At 71.3% G+C, this 17,678-nt stretch carries 16 protein-coding genes; 9 read left to right on the top strand and 7 right to left on the bottom strand.

Features of this window, described 5'->3' with window-relative positions; translation table 11 throughout:
- Nucleotides 1–75: 75 nt before the first annotated feature.
- The 7 genes from NP777_RS12300 to NP777_RS12330 all read left to right on the top strand — a co-directional run bounded on the left by NP777_RS12300 (nucleotide 76) and on the right by NP777_RS12330 (nucleotide 8,253).
- A complete protein-coding gene (locus tag NP777_RS12300) occupies nucleotides 76–1,002 on the top strand; it encodes a carbohydrate ABC transporter permease (RefSeq protein ID WP_256650153.1) in 927 nt (308 codons plus the stop codon).
- Entirely contained in the window at nucleotides 999–1,895 is an 897-nt protein-coding gene (locus NP777_RS12305) for a carbohydrate ABC transporter permease (RefSeq protein WP_256650154.1), read from the top strand. Before NP777_RS12300 ends, NP777_RS12305 begins: the two co-directional genes overlap by 4 nt.
- Nucleotides 1,896–2,209: 314 nt before the next feature.
- Entirely contained in the window at nucleotides 2,210–3,376 is a 1,167-nt protein-coding gene (locus tag NP777_RS12310; protein WP_391858486.1) for a Gfo/Idh/MocA family protein, read from the top strand.
- Nucleotides 3,373–4,245, top strand: a complete 873-nt coding sequence (locus tag NP777_RS12315; protein ID WP_256650155.1) for a DUF6807 domain-containing protein — start codon at nucleotides 3,373–3,375, stop codon at nucleotides 4,243–4,245. Before NP777_RS12310 ends, NP777_RS12315 begins: the two co-directional genes overlap by 4 nt.
- Nucleotides 4,246–4,414: 169 nt before the next feature.
- Entirely contained in the window at nucleotides 4,415–5,764 is a 1,350-nt protein-coding gene (locus NP777_RS12320; protein ID WP_256650156.1) for an ABC transporter substrate-binding protein, read from the top strand.
- Nucleotides 5,765–5,928: 164 nt separating this feature from the next.
- Entirely contained in the window at nucleotides 5,929–6,819 is an 891-nt protein-coding gene (locus NP777_RS12325; protein WP_256650157.1) for a polysaccharide deacetylase family protein, read from the top strand.
- Nucleotides 6,820–7,032: 213 nt separating this feature from the next.
- Nucleotides 7,033–8,253 carry a right-handed parallel beta-helix repeat-containing protein gene (locus NP777_RS12330; protein WP_256650158.1) on the top strand — a complete coding sequence of 407 codons (1,221 nt, stop codon included), beginning with the start codon at nucleotides 7,033–7,035 and terminating at the stop codon, nucleotides 8,251–8,253.
- Between the two features lie 188 nt (nucleotides 8,254–8,441).
- Here the strand turns inward: NP777_RS12330 and NP777_RS12335 are convergent, their stop codons facing one another.
- The 5 genes from NP777_RS12335 to NP777_RS12355 form a co-directional block, all read right to left on the bottom strand.
- Nucleotides 8,442–9,422 (bottom strand): aldo/keto reductase, encoded by a 981-nt coding sequence (locus NP777_RS12335; protein WP_256650159.1) that lies wholly within the window; start codon nucleotides 9,420–9,422, stop codon nucleotides 8,442–8,444.
- A 70-nt stretch (nucleotides 9,423–9,492) separates the two neighbouring features.
- Nucleotides 9,493–10,173 (bottom strand): response regulator transcription factor, encoded by a 681-nt coding sequence (locus NP777_RS12340; RefSeq protein ID WP_308405099.1) that lies wholly within the window; start codon nucleotides 10,171–10,173, stop codon nucleotides 9,493–9,495.
- Entirely contained in the window at nucleotides 10,170–11,435 is a 1,266-nt protein-coding gene (locus NP777_RS12345) for a sensor histidine kinase (protein WP_256650160.1), read from the bottom strand. The genes NP777_RS12340 and NP777_RS12345 overlap by 4 nt, the downstream gene beginning before the upstream one ends.
- Complete coding sequence (locus tag NP777_RS12350; protein WP_256650161.1) at nucleotides 11,432–12,466, bottom strand: hypothetical protein; 1,035 nt, start codon at nucleotides 12,464–12,466, stop codon at nucleotides 11,432–11,434. Before NP777_RS12350 ends, NP777_RS12345 begins: the two co-directional genes overlap by 4 nt.
- 93 nt (nucleotides 12,467–12,559) lie before the next feature.
- Entirely contained in the window at nucleotides 12,560–13,330 is a 771-nt protein-coding gene (locus NP777_RS12355; protein WP_256650162.1) for an IclR family transcriptional regulator, read from the bottom strand.
- A gap of 87 nt (nucleotides 13,331–13,417) precedes the next feature.
- Here NP777_RS12355 and NP777_RS12360 point away from each other — a divergent pair, with 87 nt between their 5' ends.
- Both NP777_RS12360 and NP777_RS12365 read left to right on the top strand, forming a co-directional pair.
- Nucleotides 13,418–15,001, top strand: coding sequence for an aldehyde dehydrogenase (NADP(+)) (locus NP777_RS12360; protein WP_256650163.1), 1,584 nt, complete (start codon nucleotides 13,418–13,420; stop codon nucleotides 14,999–15,001).
- A gap of 202 nt (nucleotides 15,002–15,203) precedes the next feature.
- On the top strand, nucleotides 15,204–16,250 hold the full coding sequence (locus tag NP777_RS12365) for an aminotransferase class V-fold PLP-dependent enzyme (RefSeq protein ID WP_256650164.1): 1,047 nt from the start codon (nucleotides 15,204–15,206) through the stop codon (nucleotides 16,248–16,250).
- A gap of 108 nt (nucleotides 16,251–16,358) precedes the next feature.
- On the opposite strand, the gene thpD is transcribed toward NP777_RS12365, so the two are convergent.
- The gene (gene thpD, locus NP777_RS12370; RefSeq protein WP_256650165.1) at nucleotides 16,359–17,246 is read right to left on the bottom strand and encodes an ectoine hydroxylase; all 888 of its coding nucleotides are present in this window, start codon (nucleotides 17,244–17,246) and stop codon (nucleotides 16,359–16,361) included.
- 4 nt (nucleotides 17,247–17,250) lie between these two features.
- Nucleotides 17,251–17,655, bottom strand: coding sequence for an ectoine synthase (locus NP777_RS12375; protein ID WP_198279560.1), 405 nt, complete (start codon nucleotides 17,653–17,655; stop codon nucleotides 17,251–17,253).
- Nucleotides 17,656–17,678: the final 23 nt, after the last annotated feature.

Consider the following 17,678-nt stretch of genomic DNA (forward strand, 5'->3'; position numbering starts at 1 on the left):
TCACGGAAGCGCTTCACCAGACCCTGCCACTCCGAGACCGTCCGCCCCCGCACCCCTGAGAACGGAGAAGCAGTCATGGCCCACGCCGTGGCGAAACCACCCCGGGTCACCCGGCGCCGTACGGGAGGACCGGCCCGCCGCCTCCCGTATCTGCTGATCGCCCCCGCCGGGCTGCTGATGCTGGGCTTCATCGCCTATCCGATGCTCAGCGTCCTCTACTACAGCCTGCGGAACTACAACGTCACCAAGCCCTGGCGGAACGGCTACGCGGGCCTGGACAACTTCACCCGGATCTTCACCGACGACCCGCAGTTCTGGGACACCCTCGTCTTCAGCGGCAAATGGGTCGTCACCGAGGTACTGCTGCAGCTCCTGCTCGGCCTCGCGCTCGCCCTGCTGGTGAACCAGACCTTCCTCGGCCGCGGGCTCGCCCGCGCCCTGGTCTTCTCGCCCTGGGCCGTGTCCGGGGTGCTGACCACCACCATCTGGATGCTGCTCTACAACCCCTCGACCGGCATCAGCCGCTATCTCGCGGACGCGGGGATCGGCACCTACGGCACCTCGGTGCTCTCCGACACCGGGACCGTCTTCTGGGCCGCCGTCGTCGCCGAACTCTGGCGCGGCGTCCCGTTCTTCGCGATCCTCCTCCTCGCCGACCTCCAGTCCATCCCCAGGGACCTCTACGAGGCGGCCTCGGTCGACGGCGCCGGCCGGGCGCGGCGGTTCCTCCACATCACCCTGCCGCACCTGAAGGACGCGATCGTCCTCTCCACGCTGCTGCGCGGCGTCTGGGAGTTCAACAACGTCGATCTGCTCTACACCCTCACCGGCGGCGGACCGGCCGGGCAGACCACCACCCTCCCGCTGTACGTCGCCAACACCGGGATCAACGGCCATGACTTCGGCTACGCCTCCGCACTGACCACCGTCGCCTTCGTGATCCTCCTCTTCTGCTCGATCCTCTATCTGCGCCTGAGCAAGTTCGGAGGCGAGGCCAAGTGACCACCGCACTCGCCGAGCAGGGCACCCTGCCCGCCGCGGCCACCCCGCCGCCCACCGCCCGCGGCAGGCGCCGGCGCGGGTCCGACCAGGGTGTGCCGCGCTGGCAGATCTATCTGCCGCTGGGCCTGTATCTGCTGTTCACCCTCGTCCCCTTCTACTGGATGCTGCTGTTCGCGCTGCGCCCCGCGGGCTCGAACGCGCTGGTGCCCTGGCCGGTCACCGGTGAGCACTTCCAGAAGGTCTGGAACGAGCGCAGCTTCGGGATCTTCTTCCAGAACAGCATGATCGTCGGCGTCGCCTCGCTGGTGATGACGACGGCGGTCGCGCTGGCCGGGGGCTACGCCCTCGCCCGCTTCGAGTTCCGGATCAAAAAGGGCTTCATGCTGGCGCTGCTGGCCTCGCAGTTCATCCCCGGCGCGCTGATGCTGGTACCGCTCTTCGAGATCTTCAAGAACCTGCAGATGATCAACTCGCTGGGGAGCGTGGTCATCGCGGAGACGGTCTTCCAACTGCCCCTGTCGATCATCCTCATCAGCGGCTTCATCAAGAACGTGCCGGTGTCGCTCGAGGAGCAGGCGTGGGTCGACGGCTGCGGCCGCTTCCGGGCCTTCTGCGCGGTGGTGCTGCCGCTGCTGCGCCCCGGGCTGATCGCGGTCGGCTCCTTCGCCTTCGTACACAGCTGGAACCACTTCCTGTTCGCGCTGATGTTCCTCAGCTCCCAGGACAAGCAGACGATCCCGGTCGGCCTCAACACCCTCATCGGGGCGGACAGCGTCGACCTGGGCGCGCTCGCGGCGGGCGGGGTGATCGCCGCGGTGCCCGTCGTCATCGTTTTCGCCTTCATCCAGAAGTGGCTGATCACCGGCTTCAGCGCGGGGGCGGTCAAGGGTTAGGGGCGTCCGGTGGCACGCGTACGCCTGCGGCGGGCCGCTCCCCTCCCCGCCCCTTCCCTCAACTGGGGCTCCGTCCCAGACCCCGCTCCTCAAACTCCCCCAGCTACCGCCGGGAGGTGCCCCCTGGAGGGGCAGGAAGGCGGGGCTCCGCTCCAGACCCAGGGGTCCAGGGGCGGAGTCCCCGGCAGCGGGAAGGGGCGGGGAGGGGAAAGCCGCGCCGACGCTCATCCCGGCGGCGGCTGGACGGAGCACATCTCTCACGGACAAGGAGGTCCGAAGATGCGCATGGTGCGCCCCCAGAGAGGGGGATTCCGGTGATACCTCTCGTCCTCGCGGGCGCCCGCGGGCACGGGCGCCGCCATCTGGACAACATCCGGCGGCTGACCGCCGAGGGAAAGGTCCGCCTCGCCGGGGTGTGCGAACTCGCGCCGCTCACCCGGGAGGAACTGGGCGACGGGCTCGGCGAGCCCGAGCAGTCCGCCGACCTCGCCGGGCTCGTGACCCGCACCGGCGCCCGGATCGCCGTCGTCTGCACCCCGATCCACACCCACGCCGACCTCGCCCTCGCCGCCGCCGAACGCGGTGCGCACCTTCTGCTGGAGAAGCCGCCCACCCCCTCGTACGCCGAATTCACCCGGTTGAGCGAAGGGCTGCGCGGATACGGAACCGCCTGCCAGATCGGCTTCCAGTCGCACGGCTCCCACGCCCTGCCCGCCATCCGGAAGCTCGTCGCGGACGGCCGCATAGGGGCGATCCGCGGCATCGGCGCGGCCGGGGCATGGGCCCGCGACGAGGACTACTACACCCGCGCCCCCTGGGCCGGACACCGCACGCTCGACGGCCGCGACGTCGTGGACGGCGTCCTGACCAACCCCCTCGCCCACGCCATCGCCACCGCCCTGCACCTCGCCGACGCCGAGCGGGCCGAGGACGTGGCCGGTATCGAGCTGGAGCTGTACCGGGCCAACGCCATCGAGGCCGACGACACCTCCTGCGTACGGCTCCGCACCACCCGCGGCACCACCGTGGCCGCCGCCGTCACCCTGTGCGCGGAGGAGCCCGGCGAACCGTATGTGGTCGTCCACGGCGACCGGGGCCGGATCACCTTCTGGTACAAGCTGGACCGGGTCCGTGTCGAACGCGACGGAGCGCCGCCCGAGACCACCGGCCACGGGCGCACCGATCTGCTGGACAACCTCGTCGCGCATCTGCGCGACGGCACCGAACTGCTCGTTCCCCCGGACCGCACCGGCGCGTTCATGCGCGTCGTCGAGGCGGTCCGCACCGCCCCCGCACCGGTCCCGCTGCCCGCCGACGCCTGGCGCACCGAGCCCGGTGCGGGCGTCACCCCGCGAGCGGTCCAGCGGCGCGTGGTGACCGGCATCGACCGACTGGTCACCGCCGGCGCCGAGCGCCTCGCCCTGTACTCCGAACTGCGCGCCCCCTGGGCCGCTCCCCCCACGGAGGTCCCGCACCCATGACACCCCTGACCCCGTCGAACCCGCTCACTCCCTCCACCCCGCTCACCCCCTCCCTCACCCGCCGTCCCCCGTGCACCCTGCTGCGCCATGAGCACCGGGTCGTCGGGACGTATGTGCACCGCCCCGAACTGCCGGGCACGGTCGCGCCGCGCCCGTATCTGCACCCCGTGCGCACCCTCGGCGGTGTCACCGTCACCGGGCTGCGGCCCGCCGAGGATCCGGCCCACCTGGGGGTGTCCATGGCCATCCCGGAGGTGGCCGGATGGAACTTCCGGGGTGGTCCGGGCCGACCGGACCACCGGGGCGGCCAGCGCCATCTCAGCTGGCTGCTGCGCGACCCCGACGGGTTCGTGGAAGAGCTGTCGTGGACGGCCGGTGGGCGGCAACTGCTGCTGGAGCGGCGCACGGTGGCCGTACGGACCCTCGGAACGGAGTGCTGGGCGCTGGACTTCACCTCGGCCCTGACCAATGTGACGGGCGAGGAGATCGCCCTCGGCGGGGCGGGGCACGCGGGCGGCTTCTTCTGGCGCGTCCCCCGGCGCCCCGAGCCCGCGCAGGTCTTCAGCGCCGACGGCGAGGGCGAGGCGGCGGTGCACGGACGGCCCGCGGACTGGCTGGCGCTGGCCACCGACGACTGGACGCTGGTCTTCGTCGGCGCGACCGGCGCCACCCGGGCCGACCCGTGGTGGGTACGCACCGGTGACCACCCGGGCGTCGGCTCGGCCCTCACCTGGCAGTGCCCCCTGCCCATAGCCCCAGCCGACACGGTCACCCGCCGCATAGTCACCGCGATAGCCGATACGCGCCTCCCCCGCCCGGAGGCAGCCCGCATAGCGAGCCAGCTCTCCGACAAGGGCGCGGCCGTATGAACACAGGTTGTGCCCACCCGTCCCTCCCCCGGCTACCGCCGGGAGGTGCCCCCTGGCGGGACGGGTGGGCACAACCGACCCGCACACGGCCACGGGCCTCAGCCAAGACGGCGCGACCCAAGCGACCGGCAACCGCAAGGAAACCCACAAAAGAGATGGACAGCTACCCATGAACCCACGCACCCGCAGAACCGCAGCCGCCCTGGCCACAGCCCTCACCCTCGCCCTGACCGCCACCGCTTGCGGCGACGACGGCTCGACCACCGGCGAGGAGGGCTCCGGCAAGGGCACCATCACCTTCTGGGACAACAACGGCGGCCCCCGCACCAAGATCTGGAAGCAGATCATCGCCAAGTTCGAGGACAAGAACCCCGACATCACGGTCAAGTACGTCCCGATCCCGATCGCCAACGTGCAGTCGAAGTACGACACCGCCATCCAGAGCGGTGGCGACAGCCTGCCCGACGTAGGCGGTGTGGGCACCGCGTATCTGGCCAATCTGGTCGCCCAGGGCGCCCTCGACCCCGTGACCGACCGCATCGGCGACAGCGCCCTCAAGGGCAAGCTGATCAAGAACATGGTCGAGAGCGTCCGCGCGGCCGGAGGGGACGACAAGGAGCTGTTCTCCGTCCCGACCTCCGCCAACCAGGGCACCCTCTGGTACCGCACCGACCTCTTCAAGGCGGCGAAGCTGCCCGCGCCCGACAGCTGGGACAACTTCTACAAGGCCGCCGAGGAGCTGACCGACAGGGGCCGGAACAAGTTCGGCTTCACCCTGCGCGGCGGCGCGGGCTCGATCGCCCAGGCGCTGGACATGATGTACGCCCAGTCCGGCATCTCGTCCTTCTGGAACGGCGAGGACGGCGGGGACGGCGACAAGACCACCCTCAACGACCCGAAGAACGTCGCGGCGCTCGAGAAGTACATCGCCCTCTTCAAGAAGGTCACCCCCGCCGCGGACCTCAACAACGACTTCGCCAAGATGGTCGCCCAGTTCGACCAGGGCGACATCGGCATGCTCCAGCACAACCTCGGCAGCTATGTGGACCACGTACGGCTGCTCGGCAAGGACAAGATCGCGGGCATACCGCTGCCGCCGTCCCGGCAGGGCGCGGCGCGCACCATCGTCTCCAACCCGGTCGACGGCCTGGGGCTGTTCAAGGCGAGCAAGAACAAGGCGGCGGCCTGGAGGTTCATCGAGTTCGCGGCCTCCCCGGAGATGAACAGCCTCTGGAACGAGGACGTCGGCGCCATCCCCGCCAACGTCGGCGCCGCGGACGACGACTGGATCACCGAGGCCCCGCCGACCAAGGCCGCGCTGGAGTCGCTCAACGATCCGCGGACCAAGGTCGTCCAACTGCCGTACTACCTCCCGGACTGGAACAACATCAGCAAGGCCGACAACGAGCCCAGCTTCCAGAAGGTGCTGCTCGGCAAGATGACCGCCAAGGCGTTCTGCGACAAGGTCGCGAAGGAGCTCAACGCGGCGCAGGCGGACTGGAAGAAGCACCGGAGCTAGCCGCCGGAGCCGGCCGAGCCCTCGAGCCCCGCGAGCCTTCTATGAACTCCGTGTATACCTGGGGTGTATAGTGCACGCAGCTTGTGCCGCCAACTTTACGTATTTGGGTGGACGTTGGCGGCATGGCGACCACTATTGGCAACAAGGGGACTTGGGGGACATCCATGGGGCGAAAAGGTCGAATATCCGGGCTGGGCGTCAGTCTCGTCGGTGCCGTCTGCCTGACGCTGGGCCTCAGCGGCTGCGGCGCGTCGTACGACACCACCTCGCCGCGCAGCGCCCGGGAGCACGCGGCGTCGGACGCCGAGCACTCGACACCGGCCGCCTCCAAGCCGGATGTGCTCAAGAAGGGTGACGGGGCGAACGACGAGAACGGTGCGAACGGCAAGGGCGGTGCGAACGGCAAGGACGGTGCGAACGGTAAGGACGGTACGAACGGCTCCGTCGACTGCGCCGTCGCCAAGTGCGTCGCCCTCACCTTCGACGCGGGCCCCAGCGACAACACGCCCCGGTTGCTGAAGATCCTCAAGCGCGAGAAGGCCCACGCGACCTTCTTCATGCTCGGCAAGAGGCACATCGAACGCCACCCGGACCTGGTGCGCCGCATCGCGGACGAGGGGCATGAACTGGCCAATCACACCTGGTCGCACAAGATCCTGACCAAGACCGACTCCGACGAGGTCCGCACGGAGATCACCCGCGTCCAGACCGCCGTCAAGAAGCTCACCGGCCGTACGCCGCTGCTGATGCGCCCGCCGCAGGGGCGTACGGACGAGCGGGTCTCCAAGATCTGCCGTGAGCTGGGCGTGGCGCAGGTGCTGTGGAGCGTGACGGCGAAGGACTACCAGACGAATGACTCCGCGCTGATCGAGAAGCGGGTGCTGGACCAGACGAAGCGCGACGGGATCATCCTGCTGCACGACATCTACAAGGGCACGGTGCCGGCCGTGCCGGGGATACTGGCGAAGCTGAAGAAGGAGGGCTACACGGTGGTGACGGTCTCCCAGCTGATGGCCCCGGCCGTCCCGGAACCGGGCAAGGTCTATCGCCCGTGAGGCAACAGACCGACACTAACTCCGCCGTGTTCGAACATCCTCGGCCACAAAATGATCAAGAGTTGTCGCAAGCTATCGCAATGCGATCGGGATTTCGTAATCTAAGAATCCTCGGGAGCCCGGCAACCTAATCTGGACTGGCGGCAACTACGACATGGAGCGGGCCGGCCTGGATCCTCCGGCCCGTTCTCTCGACGCGGAACAGGAGTTGCCATGAGACTGAGACGCAAACGGGGCCGTCACCGTCGACGCAAGGATCGCACGCTGCCGTTGGGCAGCGCCGTGATCGTGGCGTCGGCCGTGGCCGGGGTGTATCTGACGGCTTCGCCGGAGGGCGCGAGCGCCGTGCCCACCACCCTGTATGTGGCGACCAATGGCAGCGACGGCAACACCGGAACCCTCAAGTCCCCCTACCGAAGCCTGGAGAAGGCGTTCTCCATCGCCAAGGCCGGCACCACCATCGAGGTCCGCGGCGGCACGTACTACCCCTCCAGGACCCTGCGCAGCTCCACCAGCGGCACCCCCCGCGAGCGCGTCCAACTGCGGTCGTACCGGGCGGAGAAGGTCCGGCTCGACGGCTCCCGGCTGGGCGACGGCTCCTCCCTGGTCTCCCTCGCCGCCGACTACTGGACGGTCTCCGGGATCGAACTGCGCAACGCCCCGGGCGGCGGCCTGGTCTGCACCTCCTGCACGCGCAACGTCTTCCAGAACCTCAGCACCCACGGCAACGGCGACACCGGGCTCACCCTCCGCGGCGACGACACCAACGGCAACGTCATCCGGAACCTCGACTCCTACGCCAACCACGACGACGCCACCGGCGGCCAGCGGGCCGACGGCATAGCCATCACCCATGGCTCCGGCACCGGCAATGTGGTCACCGGATCCCGGCTGTTCCACAACAGCGACGACGGCCTTGACCTGTGGATGTGGGCCAGCCCCGTCACCATCGAGCACTCCTGGGCCTTCGGAAACGGCCGGAACCGCTGGCACATCCCCTACTTCAAGGGCGACGGCAGCGGCTTCCAGCTCGGCGCCGACCGCCGGACCGCCCCCTCGCCCGCCCATGTCGTACGGTCCTCCGCCGCTTGGGCCAACACCAAGAGCGGCTTCGACGCGGGCGGCAACACCGGAGCCCTCCGGCTCCAGCGCACCACCGCCTTCGACAACTGGGACAAGGGCTACGCCGTCGCCGGCTCCCGCGCCCAGCTGATCCGCAACCTCGCGCTCTCCAACGGCCGTGGCAGCGCCGACACCGGCCTCCTCGCCGTCTCGCGGGACAACAACTGGGCGCCGGGCGGCCGGGCCACCCCGCCGCTGGTCACCACCGACGCCACCACGACCTTCGGCCCCCGGCGGCCGAACGGCTCGCTGCCGCTCACCGGCTTCCTCGTGGTCATGGACCGCACCGAGATCGGTTCGCCGATGAACTGAAACCCCTCCAAGCCGGATTCGCATGCCGGTCGTGCGGCATCGTTGCGCACGCCGACCGGAGCGCTTCCCTTGTCCTCGCCCACAGAGGTGAGGACACGTGGACTGCGGGGCGTGAGTCACGCGTCCCTGCCACCCCTCGAGCAACTGCTCACCTGAGCCGACTCAGCGCCGACAGCCGCCCCGCCCCGTCAGCTGTGGCCCATGATGGGGCGCGGGCGGTACGGGGCCTCCAGGCGGGCCACCTCCTTCTCGTCGAGCGTCAGCCCGACCGCCGCGACCGCGTCCTCCAGATGGCGGGTCCTGGTGGCGCCGACGATCGGCGCGGTGACCGCCTGCCTGCTGAGCAGCCACGCCAGCGCGACCTGGGCCGGGGACACCCCGCGCTCCTCGGCGATCGCGCGGGTGGCGTCCACGATGGAGAAGTCCGCGTCCGCGTACCACCTCTCCACCAGCGGATCGTTGCCCGCCCGGACCGTCTGCCCGGTGCGGTCCCGGTCGCGGGTGCCCGCCAGCAGCCCGCGCGCCAGCGGGCTCCAGGGGATGACGCCCACGCCCTGGTCCAGGCAGAGCGGGTTCATCTCCCGCTCCTCCTCGCGGTAGAGCAGGTTGTAGTGGTTCTGCATCGAGACGAACCGGGTCCAGCCGTGCGCCTCGGCGATGTGCTGCGCCTTGGCGAACTGCCAGGCGTACATGGAGGACGCGCCGATGTACCGGGTCTTCCCGGCCCGCACCACGTCGTGCAGCGCCTCCATCGTCTCCTCGAGCGGTGTCTCGTGGTCGAAGCGGTGGATCTGGTAGAGATCCACATGGTCGGTGCCCAGCCGCCGCAGCGAGGCGTCGATGCCCGCCAAGATGTGCTTGCGGGAGAGGCCGCGGTCGTTGGGGCCCTCGCCCATCGGGTTGTAGACCTTCGTGGCCAGGACGTAGTCGTCGCGGCTGGGGAAGAGCTCCCGCAGCAGCTCACCGGTGATCTCCTCGCTGCGGCCCACCGAGTACATGTCGGCGGTGTCGAAGAAGGTCACCCCCTCCTCGGCCGCGCGCCGCACGATCGGGCGCGCGTCGTCGATGTCCAGCTGCCAGGGCCGGTGCTCGGGATTGCCGTAGCTCATCATGCCCAGGCAGATCCGCGACACCTTGACGCCCGACGCGCCCAGCCGTACGTACTCCATGCGTCTGCTCCTCCTGCTCGTCCGCCCGTTCGGCCGACCCGTCACAGCAGACCACCCCGGCCGCCGGATGTCAGCCCGGTGTGACGAAACCGCTTTCGTACGCGGCGATCACCGCCTGGGTGCGGTCCCGAACGCCCAGCTTGGTGAGCACCGCCCCCACATGCGTCTTGACGGTGGCCGGGCCCACCGCCATCCGGGCCGCGATCTCCGAGTTGGACAGCCCGTCGGTCATCAGCCGCAGCACCACGGCCTCCCGCTCGGAGAGCCGCTCGCGCAGCGCCCGCGCCGTCGCCTCGCGGTCCGGGCCGCGGGCGGCGGCGTGCTCGGCGGCCAGCGCCCGCACCGCGGCCGGGAACAGCAGCGAATCGCTGCGCGCCACCACCCGCACCGCCTGCACCAGCTCCGCCGCGCGGGCCCGCTTGAGCAGGAAGCCGCTGGCCCCGGCGCGCAGCGCGTCGTACACATAGCTGTCGTTCTCGAACGTCGTCACCACGATGACGCGCGGCGGGTCCGGCAGGGTGCCCAGGATCCGCTCGGTGGCGCGGATGCCGTCCACATCGGGCATCCGGACGTCCATCAGCACCACGTCCGGGCGCAGTTCACGGACCACCGGCACCGCCTCGGCGCCGCTTCCGGCCTCGCCCACCACCTCCAGGTCCGGCTCGCTGGAGAGGATCGCGCGCAGCGCGGTGCGCACCATCCGCTCGTCGTCGACGAGCACGATGCGCAAGGGGGACGGCGGGGCGCTCACCGGGACGCCTCCACCGGGAGCCGGACCGTCAGCCGCCAGACGCCGTCCACGGTGTCCCAGGCGCAGGTGCCGCGCAGCAGGGTGACCCGTTCCGTGATGCCGCGCAGCCCACGGCCGCCGCCGGCGGTCCGGGCCCGGGTGGTTCCGTCCACCGGGTTCTCCATCGTGATCTCCACCTTCTTCCGGTCCTCGGCGATCCGGAGCCGCACCGGCACCCGGCCCGCGTGGCGCAGCGCGTTGCTGAGCCCCTCCTGGACGATGCGGTACGCCTCGCGGGAGACCACGGGCGGCAGCCGGTCCAGCGTGCCAGGGGCCGTCAGCTCGACGGCGACGCCCGCGGCCCGGGTGCGGGCGAGCAGCCCGTCCAGATCCAGCAGGGTGGGGGAGGGGGCGGGGGCCGGGGTGTCCTCCCCTTCCCGTAACAGGCCCAGCACGCTGTCGAGTTCGCCGACCGCGTCCCGGGTGGTCTCCTCGATGGCCGCCAGCGCCTCCCGGGCGAAGTCCGGATCGGAGTCGAGGACCTTACGGGCCGCGCTCGCCTGGAGGGTCACCGCGCTCAGCGCATGGCCGACCGAGTCGTGCAGTTCACGGGCGAGCCGGTTGCGGGAGGCCAGCCGGGCGGCCCGCCGCTCGGCGGCGGCGAGCCGCTCGGCGGGGGCCGGGCCGAGCAGCGCGGGCGCACAGCGGGCCAGCAACGCCCCGGCGGCCGCGGCGATGCCCATGAGCAGGGCCAGCAGCACCACCCCGGCCAGGGGCGCCAGCGCGGTGGGGGCCGAGCCGAACGCGTCCGGCCGGCCCGGCCCGTCGGCGTACGAATCGTCGGTGAACGGCAGCGCGACCAGCAGCGCCGATGCGGGCAGCAGGGCCAGGAAGAGCCCGCTGACCAGCCCGCCGATGGCCAGGTGCAGCCCGTACCAGAGCGAGGTGCGGGCGCGTGCGTCCCACGACCCGGCGGGTCCGGCCGCGAGCTCGGCGGACTCCGGCAGTCCGCACAGCGAGCGCGCGGCGGTGGCCTCCAGGGGGCGTACGAGCGGCAGCAGCGCGGTCGGCGCGGCCAGTGGCAGGGCCGAGGCGAAGGTGCCCAGCTGCCAGCGCAGCGAGGTGAAGGGATCGGCGCCCCGGACCAGCATCGCGAAGACCACGGCGGTCAGCAGGTAGTACGGCATCAGCAGGGCGCCGCCGAGTACCAGATGGACCCAGCGCAGCTGGGCCCGGCGGCCGACCACCGCACGGACCGCCCGCCGCCACCACGCCCCGGTCACCGGGCGGGGCGTTCCGCCGCGCGCCCCGCGGGGCCGCGCTCGCGGAAGAAGCGCCCGCCGGCCGTGAGGACGAGCAATCCGACGGTCATCTGCACAGCGTAGGTCAGATTCATCAGCGCGGTCGGCTCCTTGGCGGCGCTCTGGGCGGTCAGCCCGGTCATCAGGAGCCAGCCGCCCCAGCAGGCCGGCGCCGCCGAGCCGACCCAGGCCAGGCCCAGCGGCACGGCCAGGGGCACCGGGCGCCCGGCGCGGAAGGCGACCATGAGCACGCCGACCACGGTGAGCAGCGCGAAGAGCACGTACACGCCCTCCAGGACGGCGAAGTCGCCGCCGCGGTCCCGGGCCCGCTCCCGGTTCAGCCCGGTGTCCGAGCCCGCGGCCCACAGCAGATGGACGGCGGCGGGCACCGCGGTGAGCAGGGCGATGACGACGGCGACCGGGCGCCGCAGGGCACGGTCCGGCCCCGGGGCGGGCAGATCGGCGATCCGGCCGCGCCACAGATGGCCCCAGCGGCGGCGCGCGTACATCGCGAACAGGCCGCCCAGGGCCAGCCCCTGCACGATGAACCCGCCGTAGACCATCCCGAAGACCCACTCGGCCAGGAAGGTCCCGCCCGATCCGGACGACCGGCCGCCGTCCCCGCCGTCGAAGCCCAGCGCCCTGGCGGCCAACTGGGCCGGGAATCCGGCCATGATGGGCGCGAGCAGACCGCAGGCCGCCCATGCGGGCAGGGCCGTCAGCCAGGCCGGTGCCCGCAGCCCCCAGGGGCGGGTGAGCAGCAGGGCGAGGACGACCACGGCGGCGTCCATGAGCACCGAAAGGCCGTTGACGACGGCCATCAGCGTCTGCCGGCTCGGGTCGCGCAGCTCGCTGCCCTCGGGGATGCCGATATGACTGCCGGTCACCCAGGCGACCTTGAGGCCGATATAGGGGAGACAGGCGAGGATCGCGACGGCCCGCAGGATCCGCGCGGCGGAGTCACCGGGGGCGCGGGCGGGGGCGGAACGCGTGCCGGGGAGCGTCTGGGTCATGGCCACCAGCCTCCCGGCGCGGTGGGCGCGGCGCGTCACCCCGCCCGACGATCCCCCTCCGCCGCGCGGCGGAGGGGACCGTCCTCCCGTGGGTCAGAGGCGGCGCGTCGCGAGGGTGAGCCGGTCCCGGGCGTCGAACAGGGCGTCCTTGATCATCTGCTCATGGGTGGAGGTGAGCCGGGCCACCGGCACCGAGCAGCTGATGGCGTCGCGCGAGGGGGTGCGGTACGGAATGGCGATGCCGAAGCAGCGCAGGCCCAGGGTGTTCTCCTCGCGGTCCACCGCGTACCCCTGCTCCCGGATGAGGTGCAGCTCCTCGATCAGCTTCTCGCGGTCGGTGATGGTGTGCTCGGTGAGCTGGCTCAGCGTCTCCGGCAGCAGCTTGCGCACCTGCTCGTCGGAGTACGTGGCCAGCAGCGCCTTGCCCAGCGAGGTGGAGTGGGCGGGCAGCCGGCGGCCGACCCGGGTGAAGGGGCGCAGATAGTGCTGCGACTGCCGGGTGGCGAGATAGACGACATTGGTGCCGTCGAGCCGGGCGAGGTGGATGGTCTCGGTGGTGTCGTCCGAGAGCCGGTCCAGGGTGGGGCGGGCGGCGGCCACGACCTCGTCGCCGTCGATGTAGGAGGTGCCGACGAGGAGGGCGCGCACCCCGATCCCGTAGCGGGTGCCGGTGGCGTCCGTCTCCACCCAGCCGAGCTCCACCAGGGTGCGCAGCAGCATGTAGAGGCTCGACTTGGGGTAGCCCACGGCCTCCTGGACCGCGGCGAGGCTGTGCATCCCGGGCCGCCCGGCGAAGAACTCCAGCAGTTCGACCGTGCGGACTGCCGATTTGACCTGGGCCCCGCCTGTCTCGGCAGCTGACATCGCCTTGACCCCTCTGTTCGACCAGCCATAGAGTCCCGAGGGGAAATTCATCACCCGGGACAGCGTTCAGCATATCGAACACCGTCGATGTGTGAGACGCAAGCAGCGGTAACACCACAGCAGGAGGAATCCGCGGTGTCAGCACCAGTGTGGAGCGTCGACCCCCGAACCGGAAAGCAGCGCGAGCAGGTAGCGGTCGAAGCCACGGCGGAGGAGGTCGACCGCGTGGTGCGCGCGGCGCACGCCGCCCGCGGCGCCCTGGCCGACCGCGCGGTGCGCGCCGCCCTGCTGCGCACCGCCGCCGATCTGCTCGACGAGGCCCGTGACCAGCTGGTCGAGGCCGCCGACGCGGAGACCGCCCTCGGCCCCGCCCGGCTCACCGGCGAACTCGCCCGCACCACCTACCAGCTGCGGTCGTTCGCGACCATCGTGGACGAGGGCGCCTTCCTCGACGTCCGCATCGACCACGCCGACGCCACCCAGACCCCGCCCTGGCCCGATCTGCGCCGTTACAAGCTGCCGCTCGGCGTCGTCGCCGTCTACGCCGCCAGCAACTTCCCGCTCGCCTTCTCCGTGCCCGGCGGGGACACCGCGAGCGCCCTCGCCGCGGGCTGCCCGGTGATCGTCAAGGCCCACCCGGACCACCCCGCCACCTCCGAGGTGGCCGCCTCCGCGCTGCGCCGCGCCGCCGAGCGGGTCGGAGTGCCCGCCGATGTGATCGCGGTGGTGCACGGTTTCGAGGCGGGCATCGAGCTGGTCAGGCATCCGCTGATCGCCGCCGCCGGGTTCACCGGCTCGGTCCGCGGCGGCCGCGCCCTGCACGACGCGGCGGCCGCCCGGCCGGTGCCGATCCCCTTCCACGGCGAACTGGGCAGCCTCAACCCGGTCGTGGTCACCGAGGCCGCGGCCGGCGAGCGCGGCGACCAGATCGGCGCCGGGCTCGCGGGCTCCATGACGCTGGGCGTCGGCCAGTTCTGCACCAAGCCCGGCTTTGTGCTGGCCCCGGCCGGCCCGGCGGGCGACGGCCTGCTGAAGTCCCTCACCGACGCGGTCAGCAACACCGACGCCGGGGTCCTGCTCGACCACCGGATGCGGGACAACTTCGTCGCCGGGATCAAGGAGCGCGTCGAACTGGCGGACGTGGAGGCCCCGGTCACCCCCGGCTCCGGCGGTGAGCACACGGTCAGCGCGGGCTTCCTGACCGTCCCGGCGCGGCGGCTCGCCGAGGGCGGCCCGCACGATGTGCTGCTGGAGGAGTGCTTCGGCCCGGTGACCGTCGTGGCGCGCTACGAGAGCGACGACGAGATCAGCGCGGTGCTCGGGCGGCTCCCGGGCAACCTCACCGCCACCGTCCACCTCTCCGCCGCCGAGGGCGAGGGCACCGAGGGCCGGGCCGGTGAGCTGATCGCCGAGCTCACCCCGCTGGCCGGCCGGGTCCTGGTCAACGGCTGGCCGACCGGTGTCGCGGTCGCCCCGGCCCAGCACCACGGCGGCCCCTACCCGGCCACCACCTCCACCTCCACCTCGGTCGGCGGCACCGCCATCGAGCGCTGGCTGCGGCCGGTCGCGTACCAGGACACCCCGGCCGCCCTGCTGCCGCCGGAGCTGCGCGACGAGAACCCGCTGGAGCTGCCGCGGCGGATCAACGGCGTCCGGGAGCAGCACGGCTGACCCTCCGGAACGGCGGCTCGGCCGCCGGACCCGCGGACCTGACCCGCGCGTCCGGCGGCCGATTCGCGTCGGCGTTCAGCCGGGCGCCGCCGGAGCCGTGAGAATCGCCGCTGGTCAGCGGGTATGTATAAGGATCGCTTGAAGGCATCCGACACGGATACGCGATGGACGCCGGGGTGCGCCCGTCCCATAGTGGATGGACATGGAGAGCCTGGCGGGCGCCGAATTCGCGCCACACACGACGTATCTCACCACCGCGTCCAGCGGTCTGATCCCCGCACGCTCCGTAGCCGCCGTGAAGGCGGTCCTCGACGACTCGGCCGCCGGACAGCCCATCGTCGACGTGGCCTTCGAGGCGGTCGAGGCGGCTCGCGCCGTCTACGCCCGGCTCGTCGGCGTACCGGCCCGGCGGGTCGCGGCCGGCAGCTCGGTCGCCGTGTACGCGGGGATGATCGCGACCTCGCTGCCGCCCGGGGCCGAAGTCCTGGTGGCCGACGGCGACTTCAGCTCCCTGGTCAACCCCTTCGCCGTCCGCGGCGACCTCAAGCTGCGCATCGTGCCGCTGGAGGAGATCGCGGCGGCGATACGGCCCGGTACGGCGCTGGTGGCCGTCAGCGCGGTCCAGTCGGCGGACGGGCGGATCGCCGACCTCGCCGCCATCCGGGACGCGGCTCGGGCCCACGGCGCCCGCACGCTGGTGGACATCAGCCAGGCGGCCGGCTGGTTCCCGGTGAACGCCGCCGAGGCCGACTACACGGTCTGCGTGGCCTACAAGTGGCTGATGTGCCCGCGCGGGGCCGCCTTCCTGACCGTGCCCGAGGACCTCGGCGGACTCACCCCCGTCTTCGCGGGCTGGGTCGCGGGCGAGCGGCCCTGGGACAGCTGCTACGGCCCGGTGGAGGAACTCGCCCACTCCGCGCGGCGCTTCGACGAGAGCCCGAGCGTGCACGCCTACGTCGCGGCCCGGCACTCCCTCGCGCTGATCGAGGAGCTGGGCACCGAGGCCATCGCCGCGCATGACCGCGCGCTCGCCGACCGCTTCCGGGCCGGGGTCATCGCGCTCGGCCACCGGCCCGTCGCCGCCCCGGGCTCGGCCATCGTCTCCGTACCGGGTCTGGGCGACGCCGCGTCCCGGCTGGCGGAGGCGGAGGTGCATGTCTCGGCGCGGGCCGGCAACCTCCGCGCCTCCTTCCACCTGTACAACACCGCGGCCGATGTGGACCGGCTGCTGGAGAAGCTGTCCGGCTGAGCCGGTCCGGTGCCGCTACGGGGGACTCACGGCACAAAAAATCTGAGGGAAGCCGGGGCACTCCGGCTTCCCTCAGATCACGGACGTCACGTCATCGCACGACGGTCATCACCGTACGGGCGTGAAGTCCCTCGCGCCGATGAACTCCGGCCGGGGGACCGGCGCGGCGAACGGCTCGACCGCCGTGTTCTCCACGCTGTTGAACACGATGAACACATTGCTGCGGGAGTACGGCGTGATGTTGTCGCCGGACCCGTGCATGCAGTTGCAGTCGAACCACGTCGCCGACCCGGCCTTGCCGGTGAACAGCTTGATGCCGTGCTTGTCGGCGAAGCCGGTGAGGGCCCCGTCCGACGGGATGCCGGCGTCCTGCATCTGCAGCGACCGCTTGTAGTTGTCCTTCGGCGTGGCTCCTTCACAGCCGAGGAAGGTGCGGTGCGAGCCCGGCATGATCATCAGGCCGCCGTTGGTGTCGAAGTTCTCGGTCAGGGCGATCGAGACCGACACCGTCCGCATGTTCGGCAGGCCGTCCTCGGCATGCCAGGTCTCGAAGTCCGAGTGCCAGTAGAAGCCCGAGGCCCCGAAACCCGGCTTGACGTTGATCCGGCTCTGGTGGACATAGACGTCCGAGCCCAGGATCTGCCGCGCGCGACCCACCACCCGCGGGTCGCGTACCAGGTTCGCGAAGACCTCGCTGATCCGATGCACCTCGAACACCGACCGTACGTCCCTGGACTTCGGCTCGATGATCGAGCGTTCGTCGGCGCGCACGTCCGGGTCGGTGACCAGCCGGTCCAGTTCGGCGCGGTACACCGCGACCTCATCCGGAGTGATCAGCTGGTCGATCGCCAGGAAGCCGTCGCGATCGAAATCGCTCAGCTCGGACGGTTGCAGCGGCCCCGGAGCCCCGGGCTCGGACCACACCACCGGGTCCACGCGAGGTGTCGCCACCTCCACGGCCCCACGGGTCGGGTACAGGTCAGTGACCGTGGTCATCGGATCATGCCTCCTCGGTCTCGGTGATCAGCGGGTATACGCCGTTCTCATCATGGTCCTCCCGTCCGGTGATCGGCGGGTTGAAGACACAAACGCACCGGAAGTCGGTCTTGGGGCGCAATGTGTGCTTCTCGTGCCCGTTCAGCAAGTACATGGTGCCGGGCGTGATCCAGTGCTTCTCACCGGTCTCGTCGTTGGTGAGCTCGGCCTCGCCCTCGACGCACAGCACCGCCTCGATGTGGTTGGCGTACCACATCGAGGTCTCGGTACCCGCGTAGAGGATGGTCTCGTGGAGCGAGAAGCCGACGCCCTCCCGGGCGAGCACGATGCGCTTGCTCTCCCAGGTGCCGGACTTGGACTTGATGTGCCTCTCGGTGTCCTCGATGTCCTTGAAGGATCGGACGATCACGGTGAGTTCTTGCCTTTCTCTTC

This window comes from Streptomyces rugosispiralis, from assembly GCF_024505145.1.
GTDB lineage: Bacteria > Actinomycetota > Actinomycetes > Streptomycetales > Streptomycetaceae > Streptomyces > Streptomyces rugosispiralis.

What these genes read in the sequence shown, in the direction of transcription:
- NP777_RS12300 (WP_256650153.1), top strand. Translation starts at nt 76, where the DNA reads ATGGCCCACGCCGTGGCGAAACCACCCCGGGTCACCCGGCGCCGTACG.
- NP777_RS12315 (WP_256650155.1), top strand. Translation starts at nt 3,373, where the DNA reads ATGACACCCCTGACCCCGTCGAACCCGCTCACTCCCTCCACCCCGCTC.
- NP777_RS12320 (WP_256650156.1), top strand. Translation starts at nt 4,415, where the DNA reads ATGAACCCACGCACCCGCAGAACCGCAGCCGCCCTGGCCACAGCCCTC.
- NP777_RS12325 (WP_256650157.1), top strand. Translation starts at nt 5,929, where the DNA reads ATGGGGCGAAAAGGTCGAATATCCGGGCTGGGCGTCAGTCTCGTCGGT.
- NP777_RS12330 (WP_256650158.1), top strand. Translation starts at nt 7,033, where the DNA reads ATGAGACTGAGACGCAAACGGGGCCGTCACCGTCGACGCAAGGATCGC.
- NP777_RS12335 (WP_256650159.1), bottom strand. Translation starts at nt 9,422, where the DNA reads ATGGAGTACGTACGGCTGGGCGCGTCGGGCGTCAAGGTGTCGCGGATC.
- NP777_RS12350 (WP_256650161.1), bottom strand. Translation starts at nt 12,466, where the DNA reads ATGACCCAGACGCTCCCCGGCACGCGTTCCGCCCCCGCCCGCGCCCCC.
- NP777_RS12355 (WP_256650162.1), bottom strand. Translation starts at nt 13,330, where the DNA reads ATGTCAGCTGCCGAGACAGGCGGGGCCCAGGTCAAATCGGCAGTCCGC.
- NP777_RS12360 (WP_256650163.1), top strand. Translation starts at nt 13,418, where the DNA reads ATGTGTGAGACGCAAGCAGCGGTAACACCACAGCAGGAGGAATCCGCG.
- NP777_RS12365 (WP_256650164.1), top strand. Translation starts at nt 15,204, where the DNA reads ATGGAGAGCCTGGCGGGCGCCGAATTCGCGCCACACACGACGTATCTC.
- thpD (WP_256650165.1), bottom strand. Translation starts at nt 17,246, where the DNA reads ATGACCACGGTCACTGACCTGTACCCGACCCGTGGGGCCGTGGAGGTG.